The following is a 17,276-nucleotide window of genomic DNA, read 5'->3' on the forward strand; positions in this document are numbered from 1 at the left end:
GAAAACCGGTCAGGAAATGCCGCTTGTTCCTGGAGCGCCAGGCCGCCGGACGGGCAAGCGCCCCTCCGGTTGTCGACATGCATCTGGCTTGCCCATGCGTCTGTCCGGTCACGTCTCCGCGGAGATACTATCAGACGCCGGTCTTTTGGAACAGCGCGTAGAACAAGCCGTCGTGGTCCTCGCCGGCGTCCGCCACCGGCAGCAGCTGGCCGGGAGCATCGAGGCGGGCCGCGTTGTTTCGCGCCGCAAAGGCGGCGGCTTGCAGTTCGGACTCCTTGGGCCACAGCGAGCAGGTGACGAAAGCGAGTTTGCCGCCAGGCTTGAGCATGCGCCACAGGTTGTCGAGAATCTGCGCCGACAGGCCGGCGAGCCGTGCCGTGTCCTCCTTGCGCCGCAGCCAGCGGATGTCCGGATGACGCCGCACGATGCCGGACGCGGTGCAGGGCACGTCCGCCAGAATGCGGTCGAAAGGCGTGCCGTCCCACCATCCGTCGCCGGCGGCATCGCCCGCTTTCAGCGTCGCCCGCAGCTGCAGGCGTGCCAGGTTGTCATCGATGCGCGCCAGCCGCAGCGGGTCGCTGTCGAGGGCAAGCAGTTCGATGTCGGCGCTCTCCAGCATATGGCCGGTCTTGCCGCCCGGTGCCGCGCACGCATCAAGCACGCGCATGCCGTCCTGCAGGTCCAGCAGCGGCGCCGCCAGCTGGGCGGCCGCGTCCTGTACCGACACCATGCCTTCCGCAAAGCCGGGGATCTGCGCAACCGGTACCGGCCGTTCCAGGCGCACCGCAACCGGCCCGACACGCGTGGCGGCCATGCCGCAGCCTGCCAGTGTCTCCAGATAGGGGCCGACCTCGGTCTTGCGCCGGTTCACCCGCAGCGTGAGGGGCGGCGCGCGGTTCCCGGCGCGCAGGATGCTCTCCCAGTCTTCCGGATAGGCGGCACGCACCGAGTCGACCCACCAGGTGGGATAGTTCCAGCGGCCGGGCGGATGTTTTACCGCCTGCGCCAGCAGGATGGCGCGTTCGCGCAGGAAGCGGCGCAGCACCGCGTTGACCATGCCCTTCGCGTGCAGCATCGCGGGGTCGGACGCCGCCGCGTTCACCGCCTGGTCGACCACCGTGAAATCCGCATAGGGCGCATCCCGCGCCCCCTCCTCGTGCGCGAGCAGTGCCAGCGCGCAGCACAGCAGGCCGCGCAGCTCCGCGGAGGCAGGCGGCTTGTCGGCGAGCAGCGCCAGCAAGGCGTCGGCGCGGCCGAGTTCGCGCATCGCGCGATAGGCGAGGTCCTGGATCGCGCCGCGCGCCTGCGGCGGCGCGCCGGTTTGCGTGAAGATCGCGGCCAGCGCCTGCGGCAATGCGGTGCCGGCCTTGACCCTGGCGACGGCATGCGCGGCGCCCAGCAGCGCATGCGCGAGTGAATCGGTTCTCAGTTGGGTATTGGACACGTGGGTATGTGCGGATGGACCCGCATCATTTCAAAAAGGTCGGTCAAGTCTTGCTCAATGCGAGTTTTGCGCCGAGCGCGACGAAGGTGGCGCCCACCGTCCGCTCCAGCCACAGCCGTACGCGCGGACTGCGGCCGGCGCGGCGCGCCAGGGTGCCGGCGAGGAAGGCGGTGCCGCTGTTCCAGCACATGCTGATGGCGGCGAAGGCGACGCCGAGCAGGAGGAAGGCGAGTGTCTTCTGCGGCGCATCGGTGCGCACGAACTGCGGGATGAATGCGAGAAAGAACAGGATGACCTTGGGATTGAGCACGTTGGTGAGCATCGCCTGCAGGAAGATCGTCTTGAGCGAGCGCAGGTCGCCGCTGCCGGCGGCAGCCGGGCCCGCCGTCTGCTTCGCCAGCAGCATGCGCAGGCCGAGGTAGACCAGGTAGGCGCCGCCGGCCAGCTTGATGAACATGAATGCGGTGGCGGATGCCGCGAGGATCGCGCTCAGGCCGACCGCCGAGGCCAGCGCATGCACGCAGCAGCCGACGGAAATCCCGAGCGCGGACATCAGTCCGGCGGCACGGCCTTGCGCGATGCTGCGCCCGACGATATAGGCCGTGTCCGGACCGGGCGTCGCATTCAGCAGCAGCACCGCGACCAGGAACAGGCCGAAATTGGAAATGCCGAAAATATCCATAGCAAGCGTGCGCGCGGCGGCCGGCGCGAAAAGAAGAATGACGGGGACGAAGTCGACATTGTAGCCGCGATGCGCGGCTTATACCCGCGCGGCGGCGATTTCCGGGTGATGCGTCGCGAGCCAGCCGCGGATGTCGTCGAACACGCGGTCTTTACCGGTTTCGTTGAAGATCTCGTGGTAGTAGTCCTTGTACCGGTGTATCTTGCCCACGCCCGGCGTCAGGCGGGAAAAGAATGCGTCACTGCCGGCGGCATCGACCAGGCGGTCGTCGCCGGCAACCACCAGCAGCACCGGGATGTCGAGCGATGCGGCACCCGCATGCGCCGCATCGATATAGTCCAGCATGCTGCGCAGCAGGCGCGGGGTGATCGTTGCGTGCACCAGCGGGTCTTTCTTGTACGCCTGCTCCACCGCCGGGTCGTGCGACAGGTAACGCGTCTGCAGGCCGTTGGCCACGCCCAGGCCGGGCGCAACCGCGCCGAGCGTTCGCAGCAGTATTTTCTGGAAGCCGGACAGTGGAATCGCAAGCGCCGGGGAAGACAGGATCAGGCCGCGCAGCGGCGACAGTTTTCCGGTGGCGAAACGTGCCGCCAGCAGTCCGCCCATGCTATGTCCAAGAAGCAAAGGCGGTTCTTTCAGTTGTTGTGCGAAATCGTCGACAACGATCTTTGCATCCTGCAACAGCGCGTCGTTGTCGGGGACGTCGCCTCGCTTGCCGCCGGAACGGCCGTGGCCGCGGTGATCGTAGGTTCGTACCGACCATCCGCAGGCGTTGAAGAAGCGCGCGACATGCGCATGACGCCCGCCGTGCTCGCCGAGCCCGTGCATCAGCACCACGCCGTTGCGGTAGTTCGGGTCGCCGATCCAGTCCTCGGCGAACAAACGCGTGCCGTCCGCACCATGCAGTTCGCGTTCCGTTGCCCGCACTACACCCCCCACATGACGTCGTGTCCCTCCTGGCGTGCGGCGCGCAGCATTTCCAGCAAGGGATATGCCCGGGTTGCGAAGCTGACAAACTCGACCGGTTCATGCTCGTTGTCGTCGCCGTCCTCCCCGTGATGCGCCATCACATCGCGCCGCACTTCTTCGGAAGCCGAGTGACGGCGGCTTTCAGCGATCTCCGCTTCCAGCCTGGCCACCGCCTCTGGGGTTTCCTCTGCGGTAATGACACCGAGCCTGACGTCCTTGTCCAGCAAATCAAGTATGCGCCTGGCATGCTCCTCGTACATCAGCACTTCCGCCGCGGCCTTTGATTTGAATGTCACCAACATGGAGCCTCCGATCACTGTCTGTATGACTAAACCATAGCATGAGTTTGTGAATTTGCTATAGGCCAAATCAGCGCTTGATCGCGCTCCGAATGCAGGTCAAGAAGGCGGCCGGCCGCCATGTGTTTGCAGCAAGGAATCGGCGTCGGCAACGAAGCCTGCGGCAGGTCAGCCCGGCTTGAAGGAAGTAAAGAAGGTATCGGCGGCATCCCGCGAGATGGCCTTTTCATTGCCTAGCATCACCGCCTGGTAGATGCGCTTGTCCCTGGCGGCGAAGCGCGCAATCAGCACGCGCGCTTGCGCGCCTTTCGCCTCGACGTCGATGGTTGCCGGGCCGGCCGTCTTTTCCTGCGTGATGCTGCCGCCGATATTGCGCACCAGCGCCGTCTTCATCGCCGCCAGCGCCTGTTGCGCCTGCGCCGCGTCCTGCATTTCGGCGCTGCCCACAGCAAAGGTAACGCCGTCGACCTCGGCCGCCGTCATCGTCATTGCCACCTTCACGCCGTCGAGATCGATGGTGCGCGTATGCGATGCCGGCTTTGCCGGCAGCAGGACGATAAAAGGCGCATCGCCGCCGCGCACTTCGCGCCAGTCGAATTTGGGGCTGCATGCGGCAAGCAGCAAGGCGCAGGCGGCGCCCGCAAGCGAGAATGGCAATCTGGACATGGACGCAATGGTAGCAGCTGCGCCGGCATCCGTGCGGCGCCTACTCGGCGCCGGACACGACGGCCTGCTGCCCGCGACGCCCGGTGCCGCCATGATGCTGGAAAGCACGCAGACCGAACATGACACCGATGCACAGCAGCAAGATGCCGGCGAGCACGGAGATCGTCGGGGCGGTGCCGCGCCAGATGAAGGCATACAGCAGCGCGGACAGGGTTTCGAACACGATCAGCTGGCCGGCCAGCGAAGTGGGCAGGTGCTGGCTGGCCTTGTTCCACAGCATGGTGCCCAGCCAGGAAGCGCACAGGCCGAGCGTGAGCATCAGGCCGATGAATTGCAGCGGGCGTGGCCCCAGAGGAAAGTCATACGCGCCCGGCTGCAGCGCGGCGTACACGCCGTATGCGGCGTAGCCGGCCAGCGCCAGCGGCAGCGTCGCCAGTCCTTGCGCGGTCGCCCAGGTGGATGAAGCGATGTGCGGATGCTGCTTCAGGTGGCGCGCGTTCATGATCGGATACCAGGTCCACGCCGCCAGCGCGCCGAGCGCGACGAAGCAGCCGAGCGCGTAGTCGGCATGGGAACGCTTGCCGTCGAGGTGGGCCAGTTCGCTCGCATTGACCAGCATCAGCCCGAGGAAGATGATGGCCAGCGAAGGCGCGAGGCGGCGCCAGGCGACCACCTCCGACGGATGTCCGGGCGACCAGTTCGAGCAGATCGAGATCACGACGGGCAGGGTGCCGATCAGCATGGCCGGCAGCGGCGCGTCCGCGAGCTGGATGCCGGTTGCCAGCGCGGCGTAGTACAGGATATTGCCGACCAGTGAAAGCTTGAGTGCGGCGATCCAGTCCGCCTTCGACAGCGCGGCGATCCGGCGGCGATCGAACCAGGCGGGAACCAGCGCAATCAGGCCGAAACCAATATAGCGGCCGAAGGACAGTACCAGTCCCGGATAGTCAGCCAGCATCAGGGGCGCGACGAATACCAGCCCCCACAGGAGTCCCGCGCCGAGCGCGCACAGAAAACCGATCAACATGATGAACCACGACAGGAAAAACGACGCGCGGATGCGCATCCGAACGCCGATTATGCGCGTTGCGGCGCCGGCGGTCTTGTACCGATTTGCTGCTGGTATTGCGCCGGCGTCACGCCGTAGGTGCGCTTGAACCAGCGGTTCAGGTGGCTCTGGTCGGTCAGGCCGGCGGCGGCCGCTGCGTCCGATGGCGTGGCACGCTGCGCCAGCAGCGACTTGGCGCGGGCGGCGCGGCGCGCCTGCACGTACTGGTGCGGGGTGACATGGAAGGTCGCGGAAAAGGTGCGCACGAAATGAAATACCGACAACCCGGCTTCGGCGGCCAGCATGTCGATGCCGAGCGAGCCGTCGAGCTGCGCCTCGATACGCTCGAGCACGCGGCGCATCGCGGCCATGCGGCGCTGTTCGGCCGCCGTGGCCGGCTTCACCTCGCGCGCATTCCGGCCGTAGCGCGCCACGATGGCATCGACCAGCTGCGTGAATTCCGAGGCGAAGGCGATATCGTCGGCCGCATGCCACATGCGCCGGAAAACACGCCGGAACACCGCCGCCAGCGCCGGATCGTGGACAGCCGCCTGCGGGAACCAGGCTTCGCTGCCGGTCAGCGATTTCAGGGTGTCCGGTTCGATGTACAGCATCTGATAGGTCCAGCCTGCGTCGACCTCGGCTTCGCCGGTATGCAATTCATCTGGATTGAGCAGCACCAGGGTCCCTGCCGGCGCCAGATGTTCCGCGCCCTGGTAACGGAAGCGTTCGACGCCGGCTTCGATCGCTCCCAGCGAATAGCCATCATGCACATGTGGCGCAAAGGCATGATCGACCAGGCGCGCGGAGTACAGTTCCACGCCGCGCAGGTGCGGGCTGGCCTTGAAGCTGACGAATTCGGAAGGATGCTGGAACATGGGTGCCTCGGTCTACCGGCACCATCATAAATCCGAATCGGTTTTCGTGCGCGGCCGTTCAGCGGCGGCCCGCCGCTTTCGCCGGCAGCGCGCGGTGCAGGACGGCTGCAAGCAGCGCAAGCAATTTCGTTACCGCCCCGCCCGCCGGCGGCGCGTCCACGCAGACGACCTCCGCGCCGCGACGGCTCGACAGGCTGATCCAGCCGTCGTCTAGCAACGTGTGGGCGTCGCCTTCCTGCAGGTCGGTGCCCTGCTGCACCATGCCGCCGGCGAGCCAAGGGTCGGGCCCGGCAATATGCACCTTACCCCGCGCCGCCACCAGCATCATGCCGCGTTGCACCCGCAGGTCCAGCCGCTGCCCCGGGTGCAAAGCCTTTCGATCGAGAAAGCCAGTTTCCATCCGATGCTCCTTCCATGAATCGCAGGCTTCATGCTAGAGCGATTGCAAAACCGAAAACAGGTACAGCAGGCGCCGGGTTATATCGAAACAGAGTTGTGGCCCGGGCATCTGTTATTGTTCAATTTTCGGGAATCTATATCTGTTCAAGGCATGGGCAGCAAGGGATCATGTGACATGCACTCGCAACCCCTTTACCGGCAACTGGCCGAGCATTATCTCGGCGCGATCAAGGCGGGCACCCTGGAGCAGGGCGCGCGCATGCCCTCGGTCCGCGCCATCATGCGGCAGCACGGGGTCAGCCTGTCCACTGCGTTGCAGGCCTGCCGCCAGCTGGAGGGCGAGGGCTGGATCGAAGCCCGTCCGCGCTCCGGCTATTTCGTGCGCCGGCCGGCCCGGCCGGCCGTTCCGCCGCTGGAGGAGCCGGATATCGCGGCGCCGCCGGATCCGGCGCAATACGTCGGTATCCATGCGCAGGTGTCCGATTTCATTGCACAGGGGCGGATGCACCCGCCGCGGATCAATCTATCGGGAGCGCGCGGCGCGCCCGAGCTCTACCCGTCCGAAGCCCTGAAGAATGCCGGCATCCGGGCGCTGCGCAAGCAGCCGGAAATGCTGGTGAGGGCTGCCCCGCCGGACGGCAACCTGCAGTTCCGCACTGTGCTCGCCAAGCGAGCGATGAACAGCGGGCAGGTCTTGAAAGCAGAGGACCTGATCGTGACCCACGGCTGCATCGAGGCGCTCAATCTCGCGCTGCGCGCGGTCACGCAGCCGGGCGACGCGGTTGCCGTCGAGTCGCCGACTTTCTATGGCTTGCTGCAGATCCTCGAAAGCCTCGGGCTGCGCGCGCTGGAAATTCCGACCAGCGCCAGCACCGGCCTGTCGCTCGACGCGCTTGAGCTCGCACTGCGCACCTACGACGGCATCAAGGCGGTGGTGGTGGTGCCGCACCTGCAGAACCCGCTCGGCTGCATCATGCCGGACGCTAACAAGCAGCGCCTCGTGCAATTGTGCGAACAGCGCGGCATCGCGCTGATCGAGGACGATACCTACAGCGAGCTGGTCGACGGCGAGGTGCGGCCGGATGCGATCAAGGCGTGGGACCGCAATGGCAGCGTGATCCACTGCGCATCGCTGCACAAGATCCTCGCGCCCGGGATGCGCCTGGGCTGGATGGCGGCGGGCCGCTGGCAGGCGCGGGTGGCGATGCTCAAGTATGCACAGACGCGCGACAATGAAGAGTGGCCGCAGGTGGCCGCCGCCGAGTTCATGGCGTCGAGCGCCTACGACCGGCACCTGGTGCGCCTGCGCGCCGCATTGCGCGGGCAGCGCGAGCGCATGGCGGACGCCGTCGCCGCCTACTTTCCGCTCGGTACCCGCCTGAGCATGCCCCGCGGCGGGGTCTCGCTCTGGATAGAACTGCCCAACCGCCTGTCTTCACGCGCGGTGTTCGACGCCGCACTGCGGGAAGGCATCCTGGTCGCGCCGGGCGCGATGTTTTCCAATTCCGGACGCTTCGACCACTACATGCGCATCAGCTGCGGCCGGCGTTACTGCGAAGAGATGGATGACGCGATGCGACGCCTCGGCCATATCGTCGGACGCCTGTCGCAGAAGGCGGCCTGACGCCGCTTGTTGCTCCTCGGTGCTCCCGCAGCGTGCGGCGGGATTCAACCGTCGTTCCGGTTCCCCAAACGGACCAGCCTGTCATGCATGCATGAAAGCCTTGGGTCAGCCGTCCGATGCAGGCTTCCGCACTGCTTGCGCGGGAATCGATGCGGAATAGGGATCGGTGCCGGTCTGAACGACGACATCATCGTCACCGGCAGTCCTGCCGAACCCGTCGGCGGCAACGGCAAGGCTGCGTGCGCCCGGCATTGCCGCACTCTTCGAGGCGTCACCCTCGCCGGGATTCCCGATGGGGCGGTCTTCCGGTGCTGGAGCCGGCCACAGTCCGGCGGGACGATTCAGCATGACGAGCACCATTACCAAGCCGAGCAGCAGTTGCCGCATCACTTCGCAGGGAACCAGGACGTGGCCCAGGGCCGCAAGCTGCAACGGCTCGACGATGTGGCGCAGGATCTCGGGCAAGGCAGCGAGCATCACCGCCCCGAGGATCACTCCAGGAATGTGGCCGATGCCACCGAGGATGACCATGGATAGTACCGTGATCGACTCGGTAAGCGAGAAGGACTCCGGGGAGATGAAACCCTGGAAGGCTGCGAACATCGCGCCGGCCACGCCGCCGAAGGACGCGCCCATCGCGAACGCGAGCAGCTTGATGTTGCGGGTATTGATACCCATCGCCCTGGCGGCGACTTCATCTTCACGGATCGCGATGAAGGCACGTCCCAGGCGCGAATGTTGCATACGGACGGAGACAAGGATGATCGCGATGCACAGTACGAGGAACAGGTAGTAGTAGGCGTTGACCGAGGGCATGGACAGGAAGCCGAGCTTCACCGTCGCATTGGTACCGGGTTCGCCGTGCAGCGAGATGCCGAAGATGCTGACCGGGTCGATCATGTTGATACCCCTCGGCCCATCGGTGATGTTTACCGGCGCTGTCAGGTTGTGGATCAGGATGCGGATCACCTCGCCGAAGCCGAGAGTTACCATCGCGAGGTAGTCGCCGCGCAGCCTGAGTGTCGGCGCACCGAGCAGTGCGCCGAAGATGCCGGCCAGAGCCGCCGCAAGCGGGACGATCAGCCACACGGAGAGATGGATCCCGCCGCGCGCGATTTCCGGCCCGACCAGCTCGGCCAGCGCGATCCCGGCCGCAGGATAGGCGGCAATCATCGAATCGAGGAGAATCGGAAACTGCGGCGACGCGAGCAGGCCGGCCATGTAGGCGCCGAGCGCGTAGAAAGCGATGTAGCCGAGGTCCAGCAAGCCAGCGAAGCCAACTACGAGGTTGAGCCCCAGCGCCATCATCACGTACAGCAACGCCATGTCCATGATGCGCACCCAGGAATTGCCGTAGCTGGCGGCAAAGAACGGGAATGCCACGAGGACAGCAAGCAGAAGTCCGTAATAGATGTGTCGCAAGTTGCGTTTGGGTTTGAAAAGGATGGTCATTGATTACCTGTTCAAATGAAGTTGCGATACTGGACGCCGCGATCGTGCTGCACCCGACCATCTGTTCTCGCCGGTGCCGCGGAAGCATTTCTCACGCGGAGTGCATCCGTCGGCTGTTGCTGTGTGCCGATTCCAGGAACAGAGTGAAGGTGTCTACCTCCTAGGCATCGCCGCGGTTCTTGAGGAATATTTCCACGAGCAGGTCGAAGGACACCAGCTTCACCACATTGCAGGCGGACATACCGAGGCGGTGCTTCTGCACGAAATCCGCTGGCAGGCTCGCACAGCACGGCGTGTGGCGCCGAACTTCGTTACCAGCACGCCGCGCAGTACATGCTGCGGATGCCGACTTCAGAGTTCACGAGGCGCCGGATAGCGATGGTCGTCTCGCTCCAATTCAAGCTCAGTCTGTGATATTCCTGACGCCAGGTCCGAACCGGGGTAGCTTTTTGCAGCCACAGATCCTCGCCGTGCGTCATGTTTTCAACGTTCGCCAAGTGCTTTGTTGGAAAAACAATAACTCGCTTTCAACGAGGAAATATTTGGTTATTAAATTTGCAATCAGAATTTAATTTGCCTGCCATGGCCGGTGCACTGGAGCGGCAGGAATTTTTGTTGGATGTGAACTGTGAGTTTGTCTCACCAGCTGTATTGACCTGCTGAATACCTGCACAGGTCCTAATCTTGATAGCTAGATCACATGAGCCGCTGATGGTGGAAGAATTCGAACGCGGGACAGCCAAGCGCAAGTTCGAAAGGCGAAGACGGTCGAATCGGCACTGGAGCCATTGCGTCATCCATCTCTTCGCAGTAACGCCGGCCGCAGCCGATGCGTAATGTGGTGGTCGAAGCGTACTTGGGCTGTTCAGGCGGTGACAACATGGCTGACGCGCCGGCTCGGCCATATCGTCGGACGCCCTGTCGCAGAAGGCGGCCTGACGCCGCTCAGTGCTGCCTAGTGCTCCTCGGTGCGCCTCAGTGCTCCCGCAGCGCGCGGCGGTACTGCACCGCTTCGGCCACGTGCGGCTGCATGACTGTCTTGTCGCCGGCGAGATCGGCAATGGTGCGCGCCACCTTCAGCACCCGGTGATAGGCGCGCGCCGACCAGTTCAGGCGCGCCATCGCGGCGCGCAGCAGTTGCTCGCCGCCGGCATCGGGCTTGCAATGGGCGTCGATCTCGGCGGTCGACAGCGCGTGGTTGCCCTTGCCCTGGCGCCGCACCTGTTTCTCGAATGCGCCGTTGACCCGTTCCGCAATCGCCGCCGACGGTTCGCCATCGGCTTGCCTCAGCAGTTCCTCGTGCGGCAGCGCGCCGACCAGGATCTGCATGTCGATGCGGTCGAGCAGCGGGCCGGAGATCTTGTCCTGGTAGCGCGCGACCTGGTCGGGCGTGCAGCGGCAGCGGCCGCTGCCGTGTCCCTGATAGCCGCAGGGGCAGGGGTTCATCGCCGCGATGAGCTGGAAGCGTGCCGGGAAGTCCGCCTGGCGCGCCGCGCGCGAAATGGTGATATGCCCGGACTCCAGCGGCTCGCGCAAGACCTCGAGCACCTTGCGGTCGAACTCCGGCAGCTCGTCGAGAAACAGCACGCCGCGGTGCGCGAGCGAAATCTCGCCCGGGCGCGGAGTGCCGCCGCCGCCCACGAGCGCCACCGCGGACGCGGTGTGGTGCGGCGCGCGGTAAGGGCGGGTCTTCCAGCGCGCGGCGGAAAAGCTGCCGGACAGCGATTGCACCGCGGCCGACTCCAGCGCCTCCTCATCCGTCATCGGCGGCAGGATGCCCGGAAAGCGCGCGGCGAGCATCGACTTGCCGGTGCCGGGCGGCCCGACCATCAGGACACTGTGCCCGCCCGCCGCGGCAACCTCGAGCGCGCGCCTGGCCTGTGCCTGTCCCTTCACTTCCGCGAAATCCGGATAGGCAGGCGCGGCGGCTTGCGCCGCCGGGCGGTGCCGGACCAGCTTTGCGTCGCCATCCCTGGCGGCGAAGTGGCTGCACACCTGCAGCAGCGAGCCGGCGGGAAAAATCGCCGCGTCGCGCACGAGCGCGGCTTCATCCGCATTCGCGCCGGGCAGGATGAATCCGCGCCGGCGGCCCGCTGCGTCGCCGGCACGGTACATCGCATAGGTCATCGCGAGCGCGCCGCGGATCGGACGCAACTCGCCCGACAACGACAGCTCGCCGGCGAATTCATACTTGTCGAGATCGTCGGCCGGCATCTGGCCCGACGCGGCAAGGATGCCGAGCGCGATCGGCAGGTCGAAGCGGCCGGACTCCTTCGGCAGGTCGGCGGGAGCGAGATTGACGGTGATGCGCCTGGCGGGAAATTCGAAGCAGGCGTTCTGCAGCGCGGCGCGCACCCTGTCCTTGGCTTCCTTGACCTCGGTTTCGGGCAGGCCGACGATGGTGAAACTTGGTAATCCATTGGCGAGATGCACCTCTACGGTTACCTCTGGCGCATGCATGCCCGCAAGCGCACGGCTTTTCAGAACAGCTAAACTCATTTCGTTATCGTCTATTTGTTCGGTACTTTCGCAGCAGCTAGCTTCAACCAAGACTGACCAGAGGCGGACTTCCCATCGACTGAGACGTTAAAGACCGCGGTTTTGGGGGTGAACGTTTCATCAGGGATGGGGGTAAAGTCACCGTGAAATCGGAAATGTTTTTCGATATGCACCACTTTACCTTTGTGGCGAAACAGCATGACCATCTCTCCATCGTCAATTGATTCGGTGGTGATGACCTTATGGCATTCTGCAGTTGCTATGCGGAGACGCTTGCAAATGTCTTCAGCGGGTTCATAGGGGCCTGCCAAAATGAACTCATCCCATTCGAAATCGGTGAGCCTCGCGATGTCTACCTGTGTTGCTCGGTTGTCGCGTAGCTCATTCTTCAACGCCCAGCCGACCTCTCCACTGGTCATATAGCGATAGCTATCGCCACAGGCGTTGAGCAAGAAAGCCAGGGGCAGTGCCGCCAATGCGAGACGGACACGCCGTTGCAGGACATGGCTAGAAAAATAGTGCAATTACGGCCCCGCGATGGTGAAGGAAGGCAGGCCGTTGGCCAGATGCACTTCGACGGTGACTTCCGGCGCATGCATGCCGGCCAGGGCCCGGCTCTTGAGGACCGCCAGGCTCATTGAATTACGGTTTTTTCAGCAGCGCTTCCAGTTCGGCCACGCGCGCTTCCAGCGCCTCCAGCTTGGCGCGGGTCTTGGCCAGCACCTGGCTCTGGATGTCGAATTCCTCACGGGTCACCAGGTCGAGCCTGGAAAAGCCCTGGGTCAGCATCGCCTTGACATTCTTTTCAATGTCCTTCGCCGGCGAGTTTTCGAATGCCTGGCTGATTTTTGCCTGCAGGTCATTGAAGAAGTGTGTCTTGTCCATAATCAATCCTAAGGTGAAAAGAGCGCACCCTGCTGGTGCGCACGGAAGGTGTGCGCTTCAGGCTGGTGCGGATTTCCTGGTGCGCCGCCTTAAAACGGTGTGCGCGCGTAGTGAAATTGCATAAATGATAACGCATCCGGCTGGAAAAACGGTGGCATGAGTCCTGCTAAGTAGTTGGGAAAATGCAATTCACCCATTTCTCCAACACACAAAAGGGAAGCGCCATGAAAAAAATCATTCTTGCCGCCGCCGTCGCGGCCGCCTTTGCCGGCGGTCTTGCACGTGCCCAAGACAAGAAGCCGGACCATGAAGTCAGCTTCAACGCTTCCGTGGTGACGGACTACCGTTATCGCGGCATCTCCCAGACGCGCCTGAAGCCGGCGCTGCAAGGCGGGGCGGACTACGTTAACAACCCAACCGGATTCTACTTGGGAACGTGGCTCTCGACCATCAGGTGGATCAAGGACGTGCCCGGCGGCGATGCCGGCATCGAGTGGGATATCTATGGCGGCAAGCGCGGCGAGATCGTCGAAGGCGTTTCCTACGACATCGGCGTGCTGCGCTACCAGTACCCGTCCAACAACCTCGCCCCGAGCGCCAACACCACCGAAATCTACGGCCAGCTCGGCTACGGCCCCGCCTATTTGAAGTATTCGCATTCGCTGACCAACCTGTTCGGCTTCGTCGACAGCAAGCGCAGCGGCTATCTCGACATCGGCGCCAACATCGAAGTCGGCGAAGGCCTGGTGCTGAACCTGCACGCGGGGCACCAGAAGGTGCGCAACAATTCGCCGTTCAGCTACACCGACTGGAAGGTCGGCCTGACCAAGGATTTCGGCATCGCCTCCGGCTCCCTGGCGCTGATCGGCACCGATACCGACAACTACGTCGGCCCGAACGGCAAGAACCTCGGCAAGAACAGCCTGGTACTTTCCGTCAGCAAGACTTTTTGAGCGAGGCCATCATGAAACTGATCACGGCGATCATCAAACCTTTCAAGCTGGATGAAGTGCGCGAGGCGCTGTCAGCCATCGGCGTGCAGGGCATCACTGTTACCGAGGTCAAGGGCTTCGGCCGCCAGAAGGGCCATACCGAGCTGTACCGCGGCGCCGAGTACGTGGTCGACTTCCTGCCGAAGACGAAGATCGAGGCGGCGGTGGACGACGCGATCGTGGAGCGCGCGATCGAGGCGATCGAAGGTGCCGCCCGCACCGGCAAGATCGGCGACGGCAAGATCTTCGTCTACGACCTGCAGCAGGTCGTGCGTATCCGTACCGGCGAAACCGGTAAAGAAGCACTCTGAAGGAGGAGCGAGATGAAAAAGCTATTTGCAAGCTTGCTGGCGGCCGGCACCCTGCTGATCGCCGCCGGGTTCGCGCCCGCAGCGATGGCTGAGGAAGCGGCGCCGGCCAAGGTGGAAGCCGTGGTCGTCGCCCAGGCGGCCGCTCCCGCGGCCGAAGCGCCGGCAGCAGCGGCGCCGGCGGCATCTTCCGCAGCGCCGGCTGCGCCAGCCGCTTCCGAACCCGCCGCTGCGGCACCGGTGCCGAACAAGGGCGACACCGCCTGGATGATGGTTGCCACCGTGCTCGTGATCCTGATGACCATCCCCGGGCTCGCGCTGTTTTACGGCGGCCTGGTGCGGTCGAAAAACATGCTGTCGATCCTGATGCAGGTGTTCGTGATCTTTTCGCTCATCGTCGTGCTCTGGTGCATCTACGGCTACTCGCTCGCCTTCACCGAGGGCGGCAGCTTCATCGGCTCCTTCGACCGCCTGTTCCTCAAAGGCATCACGCCGGAATCCGTCGCCGCCACCTTCAGCAAGGGCGTGGTGATTCCGGAGTTCGTGTTCGCGGCCTTCCAGGCGACCTTCGCAGCGATCACCTGCGGCCTGATCGTCGGCGCCTTCGCCGAGCGCATCAAGTTCTCGGCGGTGCTGCTGTTCGTCGTGCTGTGGTTCACCTTCTCCTACCTGCCGATCGCGCACATGGTCTGGTTCTGGCCCGGCCCGGATGCGTACACCGACGCCGCAGCCGCCGAAAAAGCGACCGCAGCGGCGGGCTGGCTGTTCGCCAAGGGCGCGCTCGACTTCGCCGGCGGCACCGTGGTGCACATCAATGCGGCGGTCGCCGGCCTGGTCGGCGCCTATGTGATCGGCAAGCGCATCGGTTACGGCCGGGAATCGATGGCGCCGCACTCGCTGACGCTGACCATGGTGGGCGCGTCGATGCTGTGGGTGGGCTGGTTCGGTTTCAATGCCGGCTCCTCGCTGGAAGCGGGTCCCACCGCGGCCCTGGCCTTCATCAACACGCTGCTGGCCACCGCCGCCGCGACCCTGTCCTGGAGCTTCGGCGAATGGATGGGCAAGGGCAAGCCGTCGATGCTCGGCGCTGCCTCCGGCGCAGTTGCCGGCCTGGTCGCGGTCACCCCGGCCGCCGGTTTCGTCGGCGTGATGGGCGCGCTGGTGATCGGCCTGCTGGCGGGCATTGTCTGCCTGTGGGGCGTGAACGGCTTGAAGCGCCTGCTCGGCGCGGACGACTCGCTCGACGTGTTCGGCGTGCACGGCGTGGGCGGCATACTCGGCGCGCTGCTGACCGGCGTGTTCGCGGCGCCGTCGCTCGGCGGCACCGGCATCTACGACTACGTCGCCAACAAGGTCGCCGACGACTATTCGATTGCCGGCCAGGTCTGGATCCAGGCGCAGGGCGTGCTGACCACGCTGGTCTGGTCCGGCATCGTGGCCTTCGCCGCATACAAGCTGGTCGACCTGCTGATCGGCCTGCGCGTGCCGGAAGAGGAAGAGCGCGAAGGCCTGGACATTTCCAGCCACGGCGAATCCGCCTATCACTCCTGATATCCGCCAGCGGCAGACGTTTCCCCACTCGCGCCAGCGGGTTTGCAAAGCGCCTCTTACGAGGCGCTTTTTTTTTCTTAGGCATCTTTAAATCCGCGCCGCCGCCCCGATTTACCCTCCCCGGGACATGTTTGCGCGTGGCATTGCAATTTGTGAAATTCCTGCCGGCGCCAAACCCGTCATCCAACAACATACAGCAGGCGCAAGCCGGGGATTACCGTTAGAATCAGCATCACCCGGCTTGCAAAAATGCTTATACCCGAAGGTTCTTATGGTTCCGCATCTCGTTACGGCCCTGAACGGCCCGCTACTCGACCTGGAGAAAAAGCTCCTGGCCGCCACTCCGGCAATCGAACGCTGGTTCCGCCTGGAATGGCAGGAGCACACGCCGCCTTTCTATTGCTCGGTGGACTTGCGCAATGCGGGCTTCAAGCTCGCGCCGGTCGATACCAACCTGTTCCCGGGCGGTTTCAACAACCTGTCGCCGGAAATGCTGCCGCTGGCAGTGCAGGCGGCGATGGCGGCGATTGAAAAATATTGTCCGGATGCCAAGAACCTGCTGCTGATCCCGGAAAAGCACACCCGCAACACCTTCTACCTGCAGAACGTCGCGCGCCTGATCCAGATCTTCCGGCAGACCGGCCTGAATGTGCGGCTCGGCTCGCTGTCGGACGACGTCAAGGAACCGACCAACATCGACCTGCCCGACGGCACCACGCTGACGCTGGAGCCGCTGGAGCGCTCCGCCAACGGCCGCCGCCTGGGCCTGAAGAATTTCGACCCCTGCACCATCCTGCTCAACAACGACCTGTCGTCGGGCATCCCGAAGATCCTGGAAAACCTGCACGAGCAGAACCTGCTGCCGCCGCTGCATGCCGGCTGGGCGGTGCGCCGCAAGACCAACCACTTCGCCGCCTATGACGAGGTGGTCAAGAAGTTTGCCAAGCTGGTCGACGTCGACCCGTGGATGCTCAATCCGTATTTCGGCAAGTGCGGCCAGATCAATTTCCAGGAGCGCACCGGCGAGGAGTGCCTGGCCGCCAACGTCGATTCGCTGCTGGCCAAGATCCGCAAGAAGTACAAGGAATACGGCATCAAGGAAAAGCCGTTCGTGATCGTCAAGGCCGATGCCGGCACCTATGGCATGGGCATCATGTCGGTCAAGGATGCGAGCGAGGTGAAGGACCTGAACCGCAAGCAGCGCAACAAGATGTCGGTGGTGAAGGAAGGGCTGGAGGTGTCCGACGTCATCATCCAGGAAGGCGTGCACACCTTCGAGCACATCAACGACGCGGTGGCCGAGCCGGTGGTGTACATGATCGACCGCTACGTGGTCGGCGGCTTCTACCGCGTGCATGCGGAGCGCGGCATCGACGAGAATCTGAATTCGCCGGGCGCGCATTTCGTGCCGCTGGCGTTCGCGCAGCAGCATGCGCTGCCGGACCTGCAGGCCAAGCCCGGCACCGCGCCGCCGAACCGCTTCTACATGTACGGCGTGGTCGCGCGGATGGCGCTTCTGGCGGCGTCGATCGAGCTGGAAAAGACCGATCCGAATCCGGAAGTGTACTGACGGGAAGCGC

17 protein-coding genes and 1 pseudogene are annotated in these 17,276 nt (G+C 64.3%); 5 read left to right on the forward strand and 13 right to left on the reverse strand.

Features of this window, described 5'->3' with window-relative positions:
• Positions 1-130: 130 nt before the first annotated feature.
• The 8 genes from rsmB to VEC01_RS07385 form a co-directional block, all read right to left on the reverse strand.
• Positions 131-1,444 carry a 16S rRNA (cytosine(967)-C(5))-methyltransferase RsmB gene (gene rsmB / locus VEC01_RS07350; protein WP_324900153.1) on the reverse strand — a complete coding sequence of 438 codons (1,314 nt, stop codon included), beginning with the start codon at positions 1,442-1,444 and terminating at the stop codon, positions 131-133.
• Between the two features lie 43 nt (positions 1,445-1,487).
• A complete protein-coding gene (locus VEC01_RS07355) occupies positions 1,488-2,120 on the reverse strand; it encodes a LysE family translocator (protein WP_324900181.1) in 633 nt (210 codons plus the stop codon).
• Positions 2,121-2,204: 84 nt separating this feature from the next.
• Complete coding sequence (locus VEC01_RS07360; RefSeq protein WP_324900154.1) at positions 2,205-3,053, reverse strand: lysophospholipase; 849 nt, start codon at positions 3,051-3,053, stop codon at positions 2,205-2,207.
• On the reverse strand, positions 3,053-3,397 hold the full coding sequence (locus VEC01_RS07365) for a DUF1840 domain-containing protein (RefSeq protein WP_324900155.1): 345 nt from the start codon (positions 3,395-3,397) through the stop codon (positions 3,053-3,055). Before VEC01_RS07365 ends, VEC01_RS07360 begins: the two co-directional genes overlap by 1 nt.
• 165 nt (positions 3,398-3,562) lie before the next feature.
• Positions 3,563-4,060 carry a hypothetical protein gene (locus tag VEC01_RS07370; RefSeq protein WP_324900156.1) on the reverse strand — a complete coding sequence of 166 codons (498 nt, stop codon included), beginning with the start codon at positions 4,058-4,060 and terminating at the stop codon, positions 3,563-3,565.
• 40 nt (positions 4,061-4,100) lie between these two features.
• Complete coding sequence (locus VEC01_RS07375) at positions 4,101-5,087, reverse strand: DMT family transporter (protein ID WP_324900182.1); 987 nt, start codon at positions 5,085-5,087, stop codon at positions 4,101-4,103.
• 50 nt (positions 5,088-5,137) lie between these two features.
• Entirely contained in the window at positions 5,138-5,986 is an 849-nt protein-coding gene (locus tag VEC01_RS07380) for an AraC family transcriptional regulator (RefSeq protein WP_324900157.1), read from the reverse strand.
• 58 nt (positions 5,987-6,044) lie between these two features.
• A complete protein-coding gene (locus VEC01_RS07385) occupies positions 6,045-6,386 on the reverse strand; it encodes a hypothetical protein (RefSeq protein WP_324900158.1) in 342 nt (113 codons plus the stop codon).
• Between the two features lie 174 nt (positions 6,387-6,560).
• Between VEC01_RS07385 and VEC01_RS07390 the strand changes: the two genes are divergently transcribed.
• Complete coding sequence (locus VEC01_RS07390; protein ID WP_324900159.1) at positions 6,561-8,009, forward strand: PLP-dependent aminotransferase family protein; 1,449 nt, start codon at positions 6,561-6,563, stop codon at positions 8,007-8,009.
• A 105-nt stretch (positions 8,010-8,114) separates the two neighbouring features.
• Here VEC01_RS07390 and VEC01_RS07395 read toward each other — a convergent pair whose 3' ends face one another.
• The 5 genes and pseudogenes from VEC01_RS07395 to VEC01_RS07410 form a co-directional block, all read right to left on the reverse strand.
• Positions 8,115-9,461 carry a branched-chain amino acid ABC transporter permease gene (locus VEC01_RS07395; RefSeq protein ID WP_324900160.1) on the reverse strand — a complete coding sequence of 449 codons (1,347 nt, stop codon included), beginning with the start codon at positions 9,459-9,461 and terminating at the stop codon, positions 8,115-8,117.
• A 975-nt stretch (positions 9,462-10,436) separates the two neighbouring features.
• Positions 10,437-11,960, reverse strand: coding sequence for a YifB family Mg chelatase-like AAA ATPase (locus VEC01_RS07400; protein ID WP_324900161.1), 1,524 nt, complete (start codon positions 11,958-11,960; stop codon positions 10,437-10,439).
• A gap of 11 nt (positions 11,961-11,971) precedes the next feature.
• The gene (locus tag VEC01_RS07405; protein WP_324900162.1) at positions 11,972-12,484 is read right to left on the reverse strand and encodes a hypothetical protein; all 513 of its coding nucleotides are present in this window, start codon (positions 12,482-12,484) and stop codon (positions 11,972-11,974) included.
• 6 nt (positions 12,485-12,490) lie between these two features.
• A pseudogene (locus VEC01_RS20625) lies at positions 12,491-12,598 on the reverse strand (magnesium chelatase subunit ChlI); the annotation flags it as partial.
• A gap of 4 nt (positions 12,599-12,602) precedes the next feature.
• Complete coding sequence (locus VEC01_RS07410) at positions 12,603-12,845, reverse strand: accessory factor UbiK family protein (protein ID WP_324900163.1); 243 nt, start codon at positions 12,843-12,845, stop codon at positions 12,603-12,605.
• A gap of 224 nt (positions 12,846-13,069) precedes the next feature.
• Between VEC01_RS07410 and VEC01_RS07415 the strand changes: the two genes are divergently transcribed.
• The 4 genes from VEC01_RS07415 to gshA all read left to right on the forward strand — a co-directional run bounded on the left by VEC01_RS07415 (position 13,070) and on the right by gshA (position 17,266).
• Entirely contained in the window at positions 13,070-13,798 is a 729-nt protein-coding gene (locus VEC01_RS07415; protein ID WP_324900164.1) for a TorF family putative porin, read from the forward strand.
• Between the two features lie 11 nt (positions 13,799-13,809).
• Entirely contained in the window at positions 13,810-14,148 is a 339-nt protein-coding gene (locus tag VEC01_RS07420) for a P-II family nitrogen regulator (protein ID WP_324900165.1), read from the forward strand.
• 12 nt (positions 14,149-14,160) lie between these two features.
• On the forward strand, positions 14,161-15,696 hold the full coding sequence (gene amt / locus VEC01_RS07425; RefSeq protein WP_324900166.1) for an ammonium transporter: 1,536 nt from the start codon (positions 14,161-14,163) through the stop codon (positions 15,694-15,696).
• Between the two features lie 271 nt (positions 15,697-15,967).
• Entirely contained in the window at positions 15,968-17,266 is a 1,299-nt protein-coding gene (gene gshA / locus VEC01_RS07430; protein ID WP_324900167.1) for a glutamate--cysteine ligase, read from the forward strand.
• Positions 17,267-17,276 lie beyond the last annotated feature (10 nt).

The organism is Noviherbaspirillum sp., from assembly GCF_035627455.1.
Classification (GTDB): domain Bacteria; phylum Pseudomonadota; class Gammaproteobacteria; order Burkholderiales; family Burkholderiaceae_D; genus Noviherbaspirillum.